16 protein-coding genes and 1 tRNA gene are annotated in these 14,755 nt (G+C 70.5%); 8 read left to right on the top strand and 9 right to left on the bottom strand.

Features of this window, described 5'->3' with window-relative positions:
* Positions 1-4: 4 nt before the first annotated feature.
* Positions 5-313, bottom strand: coding sequence for a hypothetical protein (locus OG912_RS27195; protein ID WP_327711646.1), 309 nt, complete (start codon positions 311-313; stop codon positions 5-7).
* Positions 314-449: 136 nt separating this feature from the next.
* Here OG912_RS27195 and OG912_RS27200 point away from each other — a divergent pair, with 136 nt between their 5' ends.
* Complete coding sequence (locus tag OG912_RS27200; protein WP_326735591.1) at positions 450-1,181, top strand: DUF7873 family protein; 732 nt, start codon at positions 450-452, stop codon at positions 1,179-1,181.
* A 38-nt stretch (positions 1,182-1,219) separates the two neighbouring features.
* Positions 1,220-1,306, top strand: a tRNA-OTHER gene (locus OG912_RS27205).
* Positions 1,307-1,622: 316 nt separating this feature from the next.
* Here the strand turns inward: OG912_RS27205 and OG912_RS27210 are convergent.
* On the bottom strand, positions 1,623-2,243 hold the full coding sequence (locus OG912_RS27210) for a peptidase (protein WP_443061106.1): 621 nt from the start codon (positions 2,241-2,243) through the stop codon (positions 1,623-1,625).
* A 27-nt stretch (positions 2,244-2,270) separates the two neighbouring features.
* Positions 2,271-3,482: a pyridoxal phosphate-dependent aminotransferase gene (locus OG912_RS27215; protein WP_327711648.1), complete on the bottom strand. Its 1,212-nt coding sequence runs from the start codon at positions 3,480-3,482 to the stop codon at positions 2,271-2,273.
* Between the two features lie 88 nt (positions 3,483-3,570).
* Between OG912_RS27215 and OG912_RS27220 the strand changes: the two genes are divergently transcribed.
* Together OG912_RS27220 and OG912_RS27225 are read left to right on the top strand one after the other, a co-directional pair.
* Positions 3,571-4,248, top strand: coding sequence for a winged helix-turn-helix transcriptional regulator (locus tag OG912_RS27220; RefSeq protein WP_327711649.1), 678 nt, complete (start codon positions 3,571-3,573; stop codon positions 4,246-4,248).
* 89 nt (positions 4,249-4,337) lie between these two features.
* Entirely contained in the window at positions 4,338-4,835 is a 498-nt protein-coding gene (locus tag OG912_RS27225) for a cupin domain-containing protein (protein ID WP_327711650.1), read from the top strand.
* A gap of 57 nt (positions 4,836-4,892) precedes the next feature.
* Here the strand turns inward: OG912_RS27225 and OG912_RS27230 are convergent, their stop codons facing one another.
* A complete protein-coding gene (locus OG912_RS27230; RefSeq protein WP_327711651.1) occupies positions 4,893-5,258 on the bottom strand; it encodes a nuclear transport factor 2 family protein in 366 nt (121 codons plus the stop codon).
* 67 nt (positions 5,259-5,325) lie between these two features.
* Between OG912_RS27230 and OG912_RS27235 the strand changes: the two genes are divergently transcribed.
* Positions 5,326-5,973, top strand: a complete 648-nt coding sequence (locus tag OG912_RS27235; RefSeq protein ID WP_327711652.1) for a uridine kinase — start codon at positions 5,326-5,328, stop codon at positions 5,971-5,973.
* A gap of 15 nt (positions 5,974-5,988) precedes the next feature.
* Here the strand turns inward: OG912_RS27235 and OG912_RS27240 are convergent, their stop codons facing one another.
* Positions 5,989-6,897: a carbohydrate kinase family protein gene (locus OG912_RS27240; protein ID WP_327711653.1), complete on the bottom strand. Its 909-nt coding sequence runs from the start codon at positions 6,895-6,897 to the stop codon at positions 5,989-5,991.
* Entirely contained in the window at positions 6,894-7,835 is a 942-nt protein-coding gene (locus OG912_RS27245; protein WP_327711654.1) for a pseudouridine-5'-phosphate glycosidase, read from the bottom strand. The genes OG912_RS27240 and OG912_RS27245 overlap by 4 nt, the downstream gene beginning before the upstream one ends.
* 177 nt (positions 7,836-8,012) lie before the next feature.
* On the opposite strand from OG912_RS27245, the gene OG912_RS27250 reads away from it, so the two are divergent.
* Positions 8,013-8,375, top strand: a complete 363-nt coding sequence (locus OG912_RS27250; protein WP_327711655.1) for a cupin domain-containing protein — start codon at positions 8,013-8,015, stop codon at positions 8,373-8,375.
* Positions 8,376-8,409: 34 nt separating this feature from the next.
* Here OG912_RS27250 and OG912_RS27255 read toward each other — a convergent pair whose 3' ends face one another.
* The 3 genes from OG912_RS27255 to OG912_RS27265 form a co-directional block, all read right to left on the bottom strand.
* The gene (locus OG912_RS27255) at positions 8,410-9,708 is read right to left on the bottom strand and encodes an MFS transporter (RefSeq protein ID WP_327711656.1); all 1,299 of its coding nucleotides are present in this window, start codon (positions 9,706-9,708) and stop codon (positions 8,410-8,412) included.
* A gap of 116 nt (positions 9,709-9,824) precedes the next feature.
* On the bottom strand, positions 9,825-10,367 hold the full coding sequence (locus OG912_RS27260) for a methylated-DNA--[protein]-cysteine S-methyltransferase (RefSeq protein WP_326735580.1): 543 nt from the start codon (positions 10,365-10,367) through the stop codon (positions 9,825-9,827).
* A gap of 74 nt (positions 10,368-10,441) precedes the next feature.
* Entirely contained in the window at positions 10,442-11,395 is a 954-nt protein-coding gene (locus OG912_RS27265; protein WP_327711657.1) for a glycerophosphodiester phosphodiesterase, read from the bottom strand.
* Between the two features lie 175 nt (positions 11,396-11,570).
* Here OG912_RS27265 and OG912_RS27270 point away from each other — a divergent pair, with 175 nt between their 5' ends.
* Together OG912_RS27270 and uvrB are read left to right on the top strand one after the other, a co-directional pair.
* Positions 11,571-12,443 carry an MHYT domain-containing protein gene (locus OG912_RS27270; protein WP_327711658.1) on the top strand — a complete coding sequence of 291 codons (873 nt, stop codon included), beginning with the start codon at positions 11,571-11,573 and terminating at the stop codon, positions 12,441-12,443.
* Between the two features lie 62 nt (positions 12,444-12,505).
* On the top strand, positions 12,506-14,629 hold the full coding sequence (uvrB, locus tag OG912_RS27275) for an excinuclease ABC subunit UvrB (protein ID WP_327711659.1): 2,124 nt from the start codon (positions 12,506-12,508) through the stop codon (positions 14,627-14,629).
* The last annotated feature ends 126 nt before the right edge of the window (positions 14,630-14,755 follow it).

Below are 14,755 nucleotides of genomic sequence, written 5' to 3' on the forward strand. Positions count from 1 at the left end.
TGGATCAGCTGTTCAGGAAGACGAGCAGGCCTATCAGCAGCACGGCAACGACGGGCAGCATGATGAGCCGCGCCTTGCGGAACGACTCGTTGTCCTGCTGCGCCAGCCCCCGGCCGGCCCCGTGGGCCGACGACAGGTGCTCCCCGGCCATGTCGACGAGCCGTTGGGTCGTCAGGAGCGACGGAGACCAGTCGCAGTGCGTACAGACGAGGAAGTCGCGGTACGGGTCGTACCGGAAGTCCCGCTCGATGTTGACCGTGAAGACCTGTCCCTGCTCGGTCGTCGCGGTGAAGTGACGTACGGGCGTGCCCATCTGGCTTGCTCCCTGCTGGTCGGCATCCGGTGCCCCGGCACCCGGCCGCGGAACAGTACCCGAGGATGTGCCGGGCCCTTCCCGTGCGGCAAAAACCGCTGGTGCGGCCGGTGTTGCTGTTGCTAGTTTCCTGGACGTGGCGAAACTCAATCAGATCATCGCAGTGGAGAAGGGCGTCAAGTCCAAGGCTCACCAGGACCTGACGGCGGCGCATCACGGCCTCCAGAAGGCCGGTCTGCTGGCCGGGATCTCCCGGACGTACCAGCCGAAGGACGAGGAGGGCGAGCAACTGCCGCCCGAGTCGACCCTGGTGCAGGTCAAGGCCGAGGACGTGCTGCGGGAGACCGCGGCGACCCTCACCCGCCTCTTCGACGTGACCGCCACGAAGGACTGGGCGAACTGCGCGGCCCGAGCCGATGTCTCGGTCGACGGACGCGTCCTGGTGAGCGGCGTGCCGGTGTCGTATCTGCTCTTCCTGGAGAAGCAGCTCACGGACATCAACACCTTCGTCCGCAAGCTCCCGGTGCTCGACGCCTCCGAGGCGTGGGCCCAGGACCCGTCGACGGACTCCTGGAAGACCGAGCCGGTGCGGACCCTGCGGACGAAGAAGGTGCCCCGCAACCACGTGAAGGCGGAGGCCACCGAGAAGCACCCGGCGCAGGTCGAGGTGTACTACGAGGACATCCCGATCGGCTACTGGACGACCGTGAAGTTCTCCGGGGCGCTGCCCGCGCGGCGGATCAACGAGCTGCTCGACCGGGTGGAGAAGCTCCAGCAGGCCGTCAAGTTCGCCCGCGAGGAGGCCAACGGCGTGGACGTCACGGACCAGCGGGTGGGTGATGCGGTCTTCGGTTACCTCTTCGGATGAGGTGACCGACCATGGAATCCCCGGCGGCGGTCGACGCGGCCGGGGTGCGCGAGGAGCGCAAAGCTGAAACTGAAGTTTGTCGTGAAGACGCGGTTCAAGTGGAGGTTCGAGTCCTCCCCCCGGCACTTCCGTACCTCCCGTACGGTTGCGGGCCGGGGTGGCCCAAATGGCAGAGGCGGCCGCGATCAATCTCAGACTCTTGCTCCAGACTCAGCATGCGCCGCCTATCGCCGGATCAACCGGGCCCGTGCCCGTGCGCGTCGAGATGCCGGTTCGACTCCGGCCCGCGGAGCTTCGGTCTGCGGTCGTCTAAAGGCAGGACGCGGCGACATAAAACTGACACGGGACCTTTAAAAGTGCCGGCGTGCCGTACAGGCGGCAATCACAGGGCTCGGGGGCCGGCTACGCCCCCGGGCCCGCTCCCGTTCCGGGCCCCGCACGTCATCCCGTCGCGCGCAGTGACACCCCGCGCCCGGCGAAGAAGCGCTCGAAGTCGGCCAGCGGCAGCTCCGCGGCCCGGGTCGCGGCCGTCGTGCCGGACGGGTTGTGGAAGTGGACGCCCGTCCCGTCGGCCGTGCGGGACGTCAGGAGCACCAGATGGCCACCGCGTCCCGGTGCGGGCCGCTGCGGGTGGCGGATCGCGTAGTGCACCGACGCCATGACGGACCGGCCCTCGTCCAGGAGGTCCAGGATCTCCACCGGTGCGAGATGACGGTGGACCGCGGCTTCCAGGCCGTGCTTCTCGCGTACGTACGCGGCGAAGGGGGCGTAGACCAGTCCCCGGATCTCGCCGTCGCCGTCCTCGGTGTACGCGCCGTACTCCAGCGCACCGTCCCGCAGCGCGAACAGCGACGGGGCGTCGGCGCCGAGCGCCATGCGCAGGCAGGTCATACCGCACAGATGGCCTGCCCAGCGCGCGTACTCCGCGGGCGACTTCGCGCCCGAGTCCGGCCAGGCGGGGTCGGAGGCCGGGTCCAGTCCGCCCTCGACGATCGGCCCGACGAGCTCGGACGAGGCGAACTGGGTGTGCACGGGGACCTGGCAGGTGGGGCAGCTCACGATCGGTCTCCGTTCATCTCCGGCGGCCGGTCACTGCCGGTATCCGGCCAGGAAGCGGCCGATGCGGCTGATCGCCGCGTCAAGATCGTCAGCGTACGGGAGGGTCAGGATCCGGAAGTGGTCGGGCCGCGGCCAGTTGAAACCGGTGCCCTGCACGACCTGGATCTTCTCCCGCAGCAGCAGGTCCAGGACGAACCTCTCGTCATCGACGATCGGATGCACCTTCGGGTCGATGCGCGGGAAGGCGTACAGCGCTCCCTTCGGCTTCACGCAGGACACCCCGGGGATCTCGTTCAGCTTCTCCCAGGCGCGGTTGCGCTGCTCGTGCAGCCTGCCCCCGGGCACCACCAGCTCCCGGATCGACTGACGGCCGCCGAGCGCGGCCTGGATCGCGTACTGCGCCGGGGCGTTGGGGCACAGCCGCATGGAGGCGAGCATGGTCAGCCCCTCCAGATAGCTGCGCGCGTGCTGCTTCGGGCCCGAGACCACCATCCATCCGGAACGGAATCCGGCCACGCGGTACGTCTTCGAGAGCCCGCTGAAGGTGAGACAGACCAGGTCGGGGGCGAGGACCGCCACACTGTGGTGCTCGGCGTCGTCGTACAGGATCTGGTCGTAGATCTCGTCGGCGAACACCATCAGGCCGTGCCGGCGCGCCAGGTCGAGGATGCCTTCGAGGATCTCGCGCGGGTAGACGGCGCCGGTCGGATTGTTCGGGTTGATGATCACGACGGCGCGGGTGCGGTCGGTGATCTTCGAGGCCATGTCGGCGAGGTCGGGGTTCCAGTCCGAGGACTCGTCGCACGTGTAGTGCACGGCCTTTCCGCCGGCCAGCGTCGTCACCGCGGTCCACAGCGGGTAGTCGGGGGACGGGATGAGCACCTCGTCGCCGTCCTCCAACAGCCCCTGTACGGACATGGAGATCAGCTCGGAGACACCGTTGCCGAGGAAGATGTCGTCGACGCCGACCTCCGTCAGCCCCATCGCCTGGTAGCGCTGCGCGACGGCCCGGCGGGCGGACAGGATGCCGCGCGAGTCCGTGTAGCCGTGGGCCTGCGGGAGCATCCGGATCATGTCCTGGACGATCTCCTCCGGCGCCTCGAATCCGAACAGTGCCGGGTTGCCCGTGTTGAGGCGGAGCACGCTGTGGCCCGCCTCCTCCAGGGCGTTGGCCTGCTCGATGACCGGGCCCCGGATCTCGTAACAGACCTCGTTGAGCTTGCTGGACTGGCGGAATTCCATGCGGTGCTGCCTCCCCGACCCGATTGCGATACTTGGTTTTACCAAGCTTGGGCTTGGAAAGTCCAACAACATGTCTAGACTGCGTCGCATGCCACGTCAGCAACAGTCCGCAACCCGCCCGGTCCGCCGCCGGAGTTACGACCAGTTCTGTGCCAGTGCCCGGGCTCTGGACGCCGTCGGTGACCGGTGGAGCCTGCTGATCGTCCGTGAACTGCTGGCCGGTCCCCGCCGCTACACCGATCTCCATGCCGACCTGCCCGGTGTCAGCACGGATGTCCTGGCCTCCCGGCTCAAGGACATGGAGCAGGGCGGGCTGGTCACCCGCCGCAGACTGCCGCCGCCCGCCGCTGCCGCGGTGTACGAACTCACCGGGCGTGGACACGGGCTGCTGCCCGTCCTTGCCGCGCTCGCCGAGTGGGGGGCGCCCGCGCTCGTGGAGCGGCGTCCCATGGACGCGGTCCGGGCGCACTGGTTCGCGCTTCCGCTGCTGCGGGCGCTGGAGGGCTTCGGGGGGCCGGCCGCCGGCGGGGTGGTCGATGTGCACCTGGACGAGGGCGAGTTCCATGTGCGTACGGGAAAGCCGGCGCCGGGTGAACCGGTCTACGGGGACGGGCCCGCCGCTCGCGCCGACGCGCGCATCGCCCTCGACGCCGAGCTCTGTCTGGCACTGGGGCGGGGGGAGCTGACCTTCGCCGAGGCCGTCGGGGCCGGCCGGATCGAGGTGTCGGGCGAGGGTCCGCTTGCCCTGGAGCTGCGTGGCGCATGACGGTTGCGATGGCGTGATTCGATCGGTCAACTTCTGGGTAGTGTCGGGGCATTTGGGATGTCCGGGACACCTACAGAAGGGAGTTGCCCGTGAGAACAGCGAGACAACAGGAGCGACGGGGACAGCAGAGGCGTCCGGGCAAGGCGATCGTCATCGCGGGTTGCGTGGCCGCACTCGGCTTCGTACCGGCGGCGGCCGTCGCCACCCCCGGCAGCGGGGTGAGCGGCACCGTGGTCGCGGAAGGCACCTCGGTGGGCAAACTGAAGGTGAAGGCGCCGAAGGGGCGCACCGACGTCACCTTCCGGACGATCACCGTCGAGCCGGGCGGTTCCACCGGCTGGCACACCCACCGCGGACAGCTGATCGCCGTCGTCAAGTCCGGGACGCTGACCCGCACCCTGGACGACTGCACGGTGGAGGTGACCCCCGCGGGCACGTCCTTCATCGAGCCGTCCGGCACGAAGCACCGCCACGTCGGGCGCAACCTGGGGACTGAGCCCGTCGTCCTCTGGGTGACCTATCTGCTGCCCGAGGGCAGTCCCCTCTCCGACGACGCCGACGCTGCGGACTGCGGCAACAAGAAGTAGTGCGTGACACCCGCCCTCTGGCGCCCCGCCGGCAACCGTGCCGCCGGGCGCCGACCGTCAGCGGGCGAGTGTCTCCCCGTACGCGCCCAGACCTGCGCTCACCAGACCGTCGCGGAAGGTCAGCACCTCGTACACCCGGCCGCCGATCTGGTTGCGGTAGTCGATCACCAGTGTGTCGACGCTCGCCCGCACGTCCATGACCTCGAACGAGAGGTCGGGGATGAGTTCCAGCCCGCGCGCCCAGTAGGAGCGCAGTTCGGCCTTGCCGCGGACCGTGCCGGAGGCGTCGCCGGTGAACCGCGCGATCATGGGGGAGCTGAACGTCACGTCCTCGTGATAGTGCGCCAGGATGCGTTCCAGGTCGTGGGAGTTCCAGTCGTCCTGCCACTGCGCGGCGAAACTGCGGGCGAATTCAAGATCCATGGACAGGACGGTAACGGGCGGGACCGGGTTGCGCCGCAGAGTTTCGGCAAGGGGGCACGATGGGCACGTGCGATTCGAAGCGATCACCTGGGAACGGCTGGCGGACGAGCTGGCCGCGCACGCCGACGCGCTGAAACCCGCCGACGGCGGGCCCTGGCTCAGGATCGCCGTCGACGGCGCTCCGGCCGCCCGCACCGGGGAGCTGGCCGGGGCGGTCGCCGAAGGGCTGCGACTGCGCGGCCGGGCGGTACTGCCGGTGTCCACCGCGGGGTTCCTGCGGCCGGCCAGTCTGCGGTACGAGTACGGCAGGCGGGACCCCGACTCCTACTACGGCAGCTGGTTCGACACCGGCGCGCTGTGGCGTGAGGTGTTCGGTCCGCTGGAGCCGGGTGGCAGTGGGCGGGTGCTGCCCGATCTGTGGGATCCGGTCACGGACCGGGCGACGCGGAGCCCGTACCGGCAGCTCCCGGAGGGCGGGGTGCTGGTCCTGCACGGGCCGTTGCTGCTGGGGCACTGGTTCCCGTTCGATCTGAGCGTTCATCTGAGGCTGTCGGCGGGTGCGCTGCGGCGGCGTACACAGGAGGACGAGCAATGGACCCTGCCCGCCTTCGAGCGGTACGAGGACGAGGTGGCGCCCACCGGGAGCGCGGACGCGGTCGTCAGGGCCGACGATCCGCACCATCCCGCCTGGACCGGGCTGCGGCCGGAAGGGTGAGCCCCCGGAGTTCGGTTACTGCCCGTCCCCGGGCAGGGGCGGCCGCCCGCCCACGGTCATGACGGCCTCCGCCCCCGCGCGGCACCCCGCTGCCGCGGCAGCCCTGTCGTCGGCGCCCGCCAGCCGGGCCGCGAGGAAGCCCCCGGTGAACGCGTCTCCGGCCCCGGTGGAATCCACGGCCGCGGGCACGGGTTCGGCCGCGACGTGGGCGGTCACCGTTCCCGCGGTGGCCAGCAGAACACCGCCCTCGCCCAGCGTGACCGCGACCTGACGGACCAGAAGGCTCAACTTGGCGGCCGCGTCCGCCGGTTCGGGGAGCCCGGTGAGCAGCCCTGCCTCGTCCGCGTTGGGCAGCAGGAGATCCGCCCCCTCGGTCAGGGCCAGGAACCGGTCGACGCCCAGTTCGGCGAGGAACCCGGCCGAAGCGGGATCGATGCTCACCGGGATGCTCCGCCGCCCGGCCTCCCGCAGTGCGAGCAGGGCGGTCGCGCGGCTCGTCTCGGCGAAGAGCAGGTACCCGGACAGATGGAGGTGGGCGATGCCGTCGAGCATCGACGGCGACCAGTCGTCGGGGGAGAGCCGCAGCACCGCGCCACTGTCGGTGAGGAAGGTGCGCTCGGCGGACGGGTCGACCAAAGCGACGACGGTGGCCGTCGGTGCCCCGTCGTCCACGGCCAGCAGCTCCCGCACCCCCGCGCGCCGCAGCAGATCCCGGTGCCAGTCCGCGGAGTCGGCGCCCACGCGGGCCACCAGCCGCACGTCCCGGCAGCCCGAACGCGCAGCCCAGCAGGCCACGTTGGCCCCCGCGCCGCCGGCCCGTGTCCGGATCCTGGCCGTCGTGTCCGTGCCGTGGACCAGTGCCGAACCGTGCCGTGCCACCACGTCCGTGACCACGTCCCCGACGACGAGAAGGCCGCCGGTCACCGGGCGGCCCAGGCGGTGGCGATCCGGGTGGCGAGTGCCACGTTGCCGCGGACGGCCGCCAGGTTGGCCTCCAGCGAGGCGCCTTCGGTGCCCCGCATCAGATGGCCGAGCAGATACGGCGTGACGGCCTGTCCCACGATGCCGCGTTCCCGGCAGGCATCCAGCGCCTCGGCCAGCACCCGGTCGTGCAGCGCGGGATCCAGCTGTTCTTCCTGCGGTACGGGGTTGGCCACGATCAGCGCAGCCGCCGGGCCGCCGAGCGCGTCCTGCGCCCCCATCACCTCGGCCACCTCCTCGGGCGACCGCACGGTCCAGTCGACCGGCTCACCCGAACTGCTCAGATAGAAGCCGGGGAACCGGTCGGTGCCGTATCCCAGCACCCCGACCCCGAGCGTCTCCAGACGCTGCAGCGTGGCGGGGACGTCCAGGATCGACTTCACTCCCGCGCAGACCACGGTGATGCCCGTCCCCGCCAGCAGCCGCAGGTCCGCGGACTCGTCCTGCGTCTCGGTCCAGCCCCGGTGCACACCCCCGAGCCCGCCGGTCGCGAAGACGCGCAGGCCCGCCCGTGCGGCGAGGAACGCCGTCGCCGAGACCGTCGTCGCCCCGCTCGCACCCGTCGCCAGTGCGGGTGCGAGGTCCCGGTGCCCCAGCTTGCGCATCGCCGGGTCCTCGGCGACCCGTTCCAACTGGGCCTTGTCCAGGCCGACCCGGGCGCTGCCGTCCAGCACGGCGACCGTGGCGGGCACGGCACCGGTCGACCGGACGATCCCCTCCAGCTCCTCGGCGACCCGCAGATTGCGGGGGCGGGGCAGTCCGTGGGCGATGATCGTCGACTCCAGGGCGACGACGGGCCGGTGCGCGGCGAGGGCGTCCCGCACCTCCGCGGAGAGAACGGGTGCGTACGGGGTGGCGTCGTGCGGCGCAGTCAGTGACATGTCCACATCTCTGTCGCGGACGGGTCGCGGTCAAACGTGTGCCGTTCGCAGCGGCTGGAAGCTGCTCGCACCCGCATCGCGGGCCGGGCCGCGCTGCGACCGTGCGGCAGGCCCCGGACTCCGTTCGGTCAGTCCTGGTGGCGAGACGTCCTGAGGCGATGGCTAAGGTGACCGGCCATGACCACATTTGATCAAGCTCCTGCCTCGTTCGCCGTGCACATTCCCGACGCCGTGCTCGAACCGGAACCGCTCGAACCCCAGCAGATCGTCTCGGGCGACCCCGAGGTCACCGGCAAGGTGCTGTGGGAGTCGGCCGACGGCAAGCAGGTGCGCGGGATCTGGCAGATCACGCCGGGTGTGGTCACGGACACCGAGGCCAACGAACTGTTCGTGGTCGTCAGTGGGCGCGCGACCGTGGAGGTCGAGGGCGGCGCCACGCTGGAGATCGGCCCCGGCGACGCCTGTGTGCTGCGCGAGGGGGACCGTACGACGTGGACCGTGCACGAGACGCTGCGCAAGGCGTACCACATCAGCCTCTGAGCAGCCCGTGAGCCCGGGCCCTCGGGCTTCGGGCTCAGGCCGTGGCGCGGCGGGTGAGGGTCCGGCGCAGGGTCAGTGCCGCCATCGGCAGCAGCAGGCATGCGCCGGTCAGATTGAGCCAGCCGTAGCCGGCCTGGGAGACGATCACTCCGGCGACCGCCCCGCCGAGGCCCGCCGACGCGTTCATGGTGAGGTCCGACAGCCCTTGTACGGCGGCGCGTGCGGCCTGCGGCACGGAGTCGGTGAGCAGCGCCGAACCCGAGACCAGGCCCGCGGACCAGCCGAGCCCGAGCACGAACAGGCCGGCCGCGGTCCTGCCGTGCGCGTCGCCCGCGGTGCCTGCGAGCAGTGCGGCGAGGGCGATCAGCCCGGCGGCGAGCCCGATGACGGTGAGACGGCCGAAGCGGTCCGCCAGCCAGCCCATCACGGGCGAGAACGCGTACATCCCGGCGATGTGGCCGCTGATCACCAGTCCGATCAGCTGGAGGTCCGCGCCGTGATGACCGAGGTCGACGGGCGTCATCACCATGATCGAGACCATCGCGGTGTGCGAGACGGTCACGGTCACCAGGGCGAGGCGGGCCATGGGCGATGCCCGTACGGCCGCGACACCCGCCCGCAGCGAACGGCCCCCGGCCGACCGGCTCTCCTGCGGGGCCAGGGCGCGCGCGGTGAGGAGGGGGTCGGGCCGCAGCAGCGCCGCCACCACGAGAGCGGCGAGTGCGAAGATGCCGCCCGCCCAGACGAACGGGCCGGCCGTCTCCGAGACGGCGGTGCCGCGGAAGACCCGTCCCGCGGGGGCCGCGATGTTGGGCCCGAGCACCGAACCGATCGTGGTGGCCCAGATGACGTTCGAGATGGCCCGGCCGCGACGGTCGGGTTCGGCCAGGTCGGCGGCGGCGAATCTGGCCTGGAGGTTGGCCGAGGAACCCGCACCGAAACCGGCCATGCCGAGCAGGAGCAACGGGAAGTTCTCCACCACGGTCGCCAGCACCACGAGCCCCGCCCCGAGCGCGCCGACCAGATACGCGAGCACGAGCCCGGGGCGGCGGCCCCGTGAGGTCATGAGCGCGGCCAGCGGCAGCGACAGCAGCGCCGTGCCGGCCACCGACGCGGTGGGGGCGAGGCCCGACAGCGCCTCGGAGCCGCTGACGCGTGTCGCCAGCACGGGGGCCAGGGCGATGCCGATGGCGACGCCGAGGCCGCCGAGTATCTGGCTGGACATGAGCACGGCGGTCGTCCTGCGCCGGAGTCCGGGCAGATCGGCTGCGGTGACCTTCCCGGCGGGGCTCGGTCCGCCGGAGCTGTCAGGTGCATCGAGGGCGTTGGTCACCGACGCAGTGTGCCAGCCGGTACGTACGCCCGAACAGCACGCCCGGAACGGTGCGGCCGAAACGGCACGTCCGAACCGGGCGGCCGAAACAGCACGCCCGGTGCAGGCGGGGCGGGTCAGAACAACGGCTGGGGCAGCACGCCCTCCAGGGCCAGCAGCTGCCGCTTGGTCTCCAGCCCGCCGCCGAAGCCGCCGAGCCCGCCGTCGCTCTCCACCACACGGTGGCAGGGCACCACCACGGGCAGCGGGTTGGACCCCATGGCGGCACCGACTGCCTGGGCCGCCCCGGGCTGCCCCACCCGGTCGGCGAGGTCCCCGTACCCGGCGACCGAGCCGTACGGCACACCCGTCGCCAGCTCGCGGAGAACCTGGCGGTTGAAGCCGCTCGTCAGTGACCAGTCCAGGTCGAGCGAGAACTCCCGAAGCGTGCCCGCGAAGTACGCCGCGAGCTGGCGTATCGGCTCGGCGAGCCGCGCGGAGCCGGGCGCCCGGACGGGCTCCGTGCCGAGCCGGGCGGCCAGCCGGTCCAGCGTCCGGTCCCGTACCGCAGGCCCGGCGTGGAAGACCACCGTCACCAGGCCCGTGTCGGTCGCGGCCAGCATGAGCGGACCGATGTCACTGTCGACGACGGCCCACTCGACAACCCCGTTGCTGTTCATGCACACCACCGTACGGCCGGCCACTGACAACGGACGGCGGCGTCCGGGCAGCACCGAGCGGGCCCGGGCAGTCGTCAGCCGGCGGCCTCCCGCACCACATCGGGGGTGTCGGTGATGATGCCGTCCACGCCGTAGCCCGTCACCCGGAGCGCGTGCTCCGCGTCGTTGACCGTCCAGGTGTTGAGCTGAAGCCGCTTGTTGTGGGGGCCCTTCAGGGCGTGCACCGCTGTCACGTACTCGTTCGAGAGGGAGGTGTACGCCGGGTTGATCCGGTCGGTGAACTCCGCGTACGAGGGAAGGTCGGCGACGGCCGGGGTGCCGAGGAAGGCCGTGACGACGTCCGGGCGCTGCTCGTGCACCTTGCGCACGCTGTCGGCGCCGAAGCTCTGGATCACCAGACGGGTGCGGACGTGTGTGCGGTCGAGCCACCCCTCCTGACCCAGGACGCGCAGGGTCGCCTGCTCGATCCCGGGGTAGGTCTCGGGACTCTTGATCTCCAGGAGCAGGTTCTGCTGATTGCGTTCGATCCGGTGCAGATACTGCTGGAGCGTGGGCACCCGGGCGTCGGCGTACACCGGACCGAACCAGCTGCCCGCGTCCAGCCGGGCGATCTCGGCGGCCGTGAAGTCCTTGACCGCCCACGGCGCACGGTCGGGGAAGACCTGCTCGGCGTCCGTGGTGCGCTTCAGCCCGGTGTCGTGGATGACCACGAGTACGCCGTCCCGGGTGAGCTGGACGTCGTTCTCCACCCAGTCGAAGCCCAGGACGTCCGCCTTGTCCACGGCCGCCAGGGTGTTCTCGGGCGCGTACGCCGACGCGCCCCGGTGCGCGATGACGAGCGGGTCGCGCGACCGGTCCGGGGACACGGCACCCACGGTCCGGACGCCGGTGCCGGCGGCGGTGGTGTGGGCCACCGCCGCGGTGGCGTCCGTCCCCGGCGCGTCGGTGGTCGTACTCGACATCAGCAACGTGCCGGCGCCCAGCAGGGCGGCGGCAGCGACGGAGGCGGTTGCGGTGCCTGCGTACACAGGGGGCTCCTTGCGTCAGAGTTACGGACGGCCCAGGGCAGGGATCGGGGACCGGTCGCAGGGACCGGCTCACGGGCCGCTGCCCCTGTCGATAAAATGCTGTTCTTCTGTTTGTTTGCCGGGCCTTGCGCCTTAAAGTCAGCCGAACCCGGGCTTCTGCGAAGGGCGTACGAGCATGCAGGGCACAATCGACGGTTTCGGCTATGGGGCGGTCACCCCCGTGGCCGCCTTCCTCATGGCGTGTCTCGGCGCTGCCCTGGGTCTGCGATGCACCACCCGGTCGCTGCGCACCGAGCGTTCCTTCAAGGCCGGCTGGCTGGCTCTGGGCGCGACCTCCATAGGCTCCGGCATCTGGACGATGCACTTCATCGCGATGGTGGGTTTCACCGTCGAGGAGGTGCCGATCGGCTACGACAAGCCGATCACCTTCGCCAGCCTCGCCGTCGCGATCGTCATGGTCGGTATCGGGATCTTCCTGGTCGGGTACCGCGGCGCCACCCGCATGGCACTGGTGACGGGAGGAACGATCACCGGACTCGGCGTGGCCTCCATGCACTACCTCGGCATGGCCGGTATGCGACTTGATGGGCAGTTCGAGTACGACACGATCACCGTGTCACTCTCCGTCGTCATCGCCGTGGTGGCCTCGACCGCCGCGCTCTGGGCCGCCGTCTCCATCCACGGCTTCCTGCCCAGCCTCGGTGCCAGCGTGGTGATGGGTGTCGCGGTGAGCGGCATGCACTACACCGGCATGGCGGCCCTCAGGGTCCATCTCCACCCGGCCGCCCTCACCGGAACCTCCCCGGGCACGGGCGACAGCGCGACCGCGCTGCTCGTTCCCATGCTGATCGGCCCCGCCTGCTTCCTGGTGCTCGCCGCGGTCGTCGTCATGTTCGACCCCCTGGTGGTCATGGGTACCCCGGACTGGAACGACCCCGCAGTCATCCGTGGGGCCAGGACCCCCGGGATTCCGGCCCAGCGCCAGGTGCCCCGGTTCGGTACGCACGCCGACCCGGCATCGTTCCACTCGCAGCCCCAGGACTGGTGACCCGAGGCCGCCGCGGGCGCTGACCCGGCCCCGTTGTCAGTGGGGGGTCGTACGGTGGTTGCATGCGGCCCGTTTCGAAGATCGAACGTTCGGTGGCGCCTTTCGAGGTCGTCAGTCCCTACCAGCCCAGTGGCGACCAGCCGGCGGCCATCGCCGAGCTGGAGCGGCGCGTCCGGGCAGGTGAGAAGGACGTCGTGCTCCTCGGCGCGACCGGCACCGGTAAGTCGGCGACCACCGCCTGGATGATCGAGAAGCTGCAGCGCCCCACCCTGGTGATGGCGCCGAACAAGACCCTCGCCGCCCAGCTGGCCAACGAGTTCCGCGAGCTCCTGCCGAACAACGCCGTCGAGTACTTCGTCTCGTACTACGACTACTACCAGCCCGAGGCGTACGTCCCGCAGTCGGACACCTACATCGAGAAGGACTCCTCGATCAACGAGGAGGTCGAGCGGCTGCGCCACTCCGCCACGAATTCGCTGCTCACCCGGAGAGACGTCGTCGTGGTCGCCTCCGTGTCCTGCATCTACGGCCTCGGTACCCCGCAGGAGTACGTGGACCGGATGGTCCAGCTCAAGGTGGGCGACGAGATCGACCGCGACCAGCTGCTGCGCCGCTTCGTCGAGATCCAGTACAACCGCAACGACCTGGCGTTCACCCGTGGCAGCTTCCGGGTGCGCGGCGACACCATCGAGATCTTCCCGGTCTACGAGGAGCTCGCCGTCCGCATCGAGATGTTCGGTGACGAGATCGAGGCGCTCTCCACCCTCCACCCGCTCACCGGCGAGGTCATCAGCGAGGACCAGTCTCTGCACGTCTTCCCCGCGAGCCACTACGTGGCAGGCCCGGAGCGCATGGAGAAAGCCGTCAGCGGCATCGAGCAGGAGCTGGAGCAGCGTCTGGCCGAGCTGGACAAGCAGGGCAAGATGCTGGAGGCCCAGCGGCTGCGGATGCGCACCACGTACGACATCGAGATGCTGCGCCAGATCGGTACGTGCTCCGGTGTCGAGAACTACTCGATGCACTTCGACGGCCGTTCCCCCGGTACCGCGCCCAACACCCTTCTCGACTACTTCCCCGAGGACTTCCTCCTCGTCCTCGACGAGTCGCACGTCACCGTGCCGCAGATCGGCGCGATGTACGAGGGCGACGCCTCCCGGAAGCGGACCCTCGTCGACCACGGTTTCCGGCTGCCCTCCGCGCTGGACAACCGCCCGCTGAAGTGGGAGGAGTTCCTCGGCCGGATCAACCAGACGGTCTACCTCTCCGCCACCCCGGGCAAGTACGAACTCTCCCGGGGCGACGGCTTCGTGGAGCAGATCATCCGGCCCACCGGCCTCGTCGACCCGGAGATCGTCGTCAAGCCCACCGAGGGCCAGATCGACGACCTGGTGCACGAGATCCGCAAGCGCACCGAGAAGGACGAGCGGGTCCTGGTCACCACCCTCACCAAGAAGATGTCGGAGGACCTCACCGACTACTTCCTGGAGCTGGGCATCCAGGTCCGCTATCTGCACAGCGACGTCGACACCCTGCGCCGTATCGAGCTGCTGCGGGAGCTGCGCTCGGGCGAGTACGACGTCCTGGTCGGGATCAACCTGCTGCGCGAGGGCCTCGACCTGCCCGAGGTTTCGCTCGTGGCGATCCTCGACGCCGACAAACAGGGCTTCCTGCGCTCGGCCACCTCGCTGATCCAGACCGTCGGACGCGCGGCTCGTAACGTGTCGGGTCAGGTCCACATGTACGCGGACAAGATCACCCCGGCCATGGCGCAGGCCATCGACGAGACCAACCGCCGCCGCGAGAAGCAGATCGCGTACAACACCGAGCGCGGACTCGACCCGCAGCCGCTGCGCAAGAAGATCAACGACATCGTCGCGACGATCGCCCGCGAGGAGGTCGACACCGAGCAGCTGCTCGGCACCGGTTACCGCCAGGCGAAGGGTGCGAAGGCACCCGTGCCGACGCTGGGCATCAAGGCCGGTGCCGCCAAGGGGAAGGCCGGCGAGGGCAAGGCGGCGGTCACGGACCGCCCGGCCACCGAGCTTGCCGGGATCATCGAGGAGATGACCGACCGGATGCGCGCGGCCGCCGCGGACCTGCAGTTCGAGGTGGCCGCCCGACTGCGTGACGAGGTGGGGGAGCTGAAGAAGGAGTTGCGCCAGATGCGGGAGGCGGGTCTGGCCTGACGACCCCTGCCCGGTCGATGTGTGGCTGAGCCGGCACGGACGGACCGGCCTCGCCCCGGCCTCGTCCTCAGGGCTCCAGCGGCTCGGGCGGGTTCAGCAGCTCGGGTGGCGATGCCCTGCTGTGGG

The sequence above is a fragment of the Streptomyces sp. NBC_00464 genome (assembly GCF_036013915.1).
GTDB lineage: Bacteria > Actinomycetota > Actinomycetes > Streptomycetales > Streptomycetaceae > Streptomyces.

Excerpts from the sequence above, each read along its gene's own strand:
- OG912_RS27195 (WP_327711646.1), bottom strand. The coding sequence starts at position 313 with ATGGGCACGCCCGTACGTCACTTCACCGCGACGACCGAGCAGGGACAG.
- OG912_RS27215 (WP_327711648.1), bottom strand. The coding sequence starts at position 3,482 with ATGGAATTCCGCCAGTCCAGCAAGCTCAACGAGGTCTGTTACGAGATC.
- OG912_RS27220 (WP_327711649.1), top strand. The coding sequence starts at position 3,571 with ATGCCACGTCAGCAACAGTCCGCAACCCGCCCGGTCCGCCGCCGGAGT.
- OG912_RS27230 (WP_327711651.1), bottom strand. The coding sequence starts at position 5,258 with ATGGATCTTGAATTCGCCCGCAGTTTCGCCGCGCAGTGGCAGGACGAC.
- OG912_RS27245 (WP_327711654.1), bottom strand. The coding sequence starts at position 7,835 with ATGTCACTGACTGCGCCGCACGACGCCACCCCGTACGCACCCGTTCTC.
- OG912_RS27250 (WP_327711655.1), top strand. The coding sequence starts at position 8,013 with ATGACCACATTTGATCAAGCTCCTGCCTCGTTCGCCGTGCACATTCCC.
- OG912_RS27260 (WP_326735580.1), bottom strand. The coding sequence starts at position 10,367 with ATGAACAGCAACGGGGTTGTCGAGTGGGCCGTCGTCGACAGTGACATC.
- OG912_RS27270 (WP_327711658.1), top strand. The coding sequence starts at position 11,571 with ATGCAGGGCACAATCGACGGTTTCGGCTATGGGGCGGTCACCCCCGTG.
- uvrB (WP_327711659.1), top strand. The coding sequence starts at position 12,506 with ATGCGGCCCGTTTCGAAGATCGAACGTTCGGTGGCGCCTTTCGAGGTC.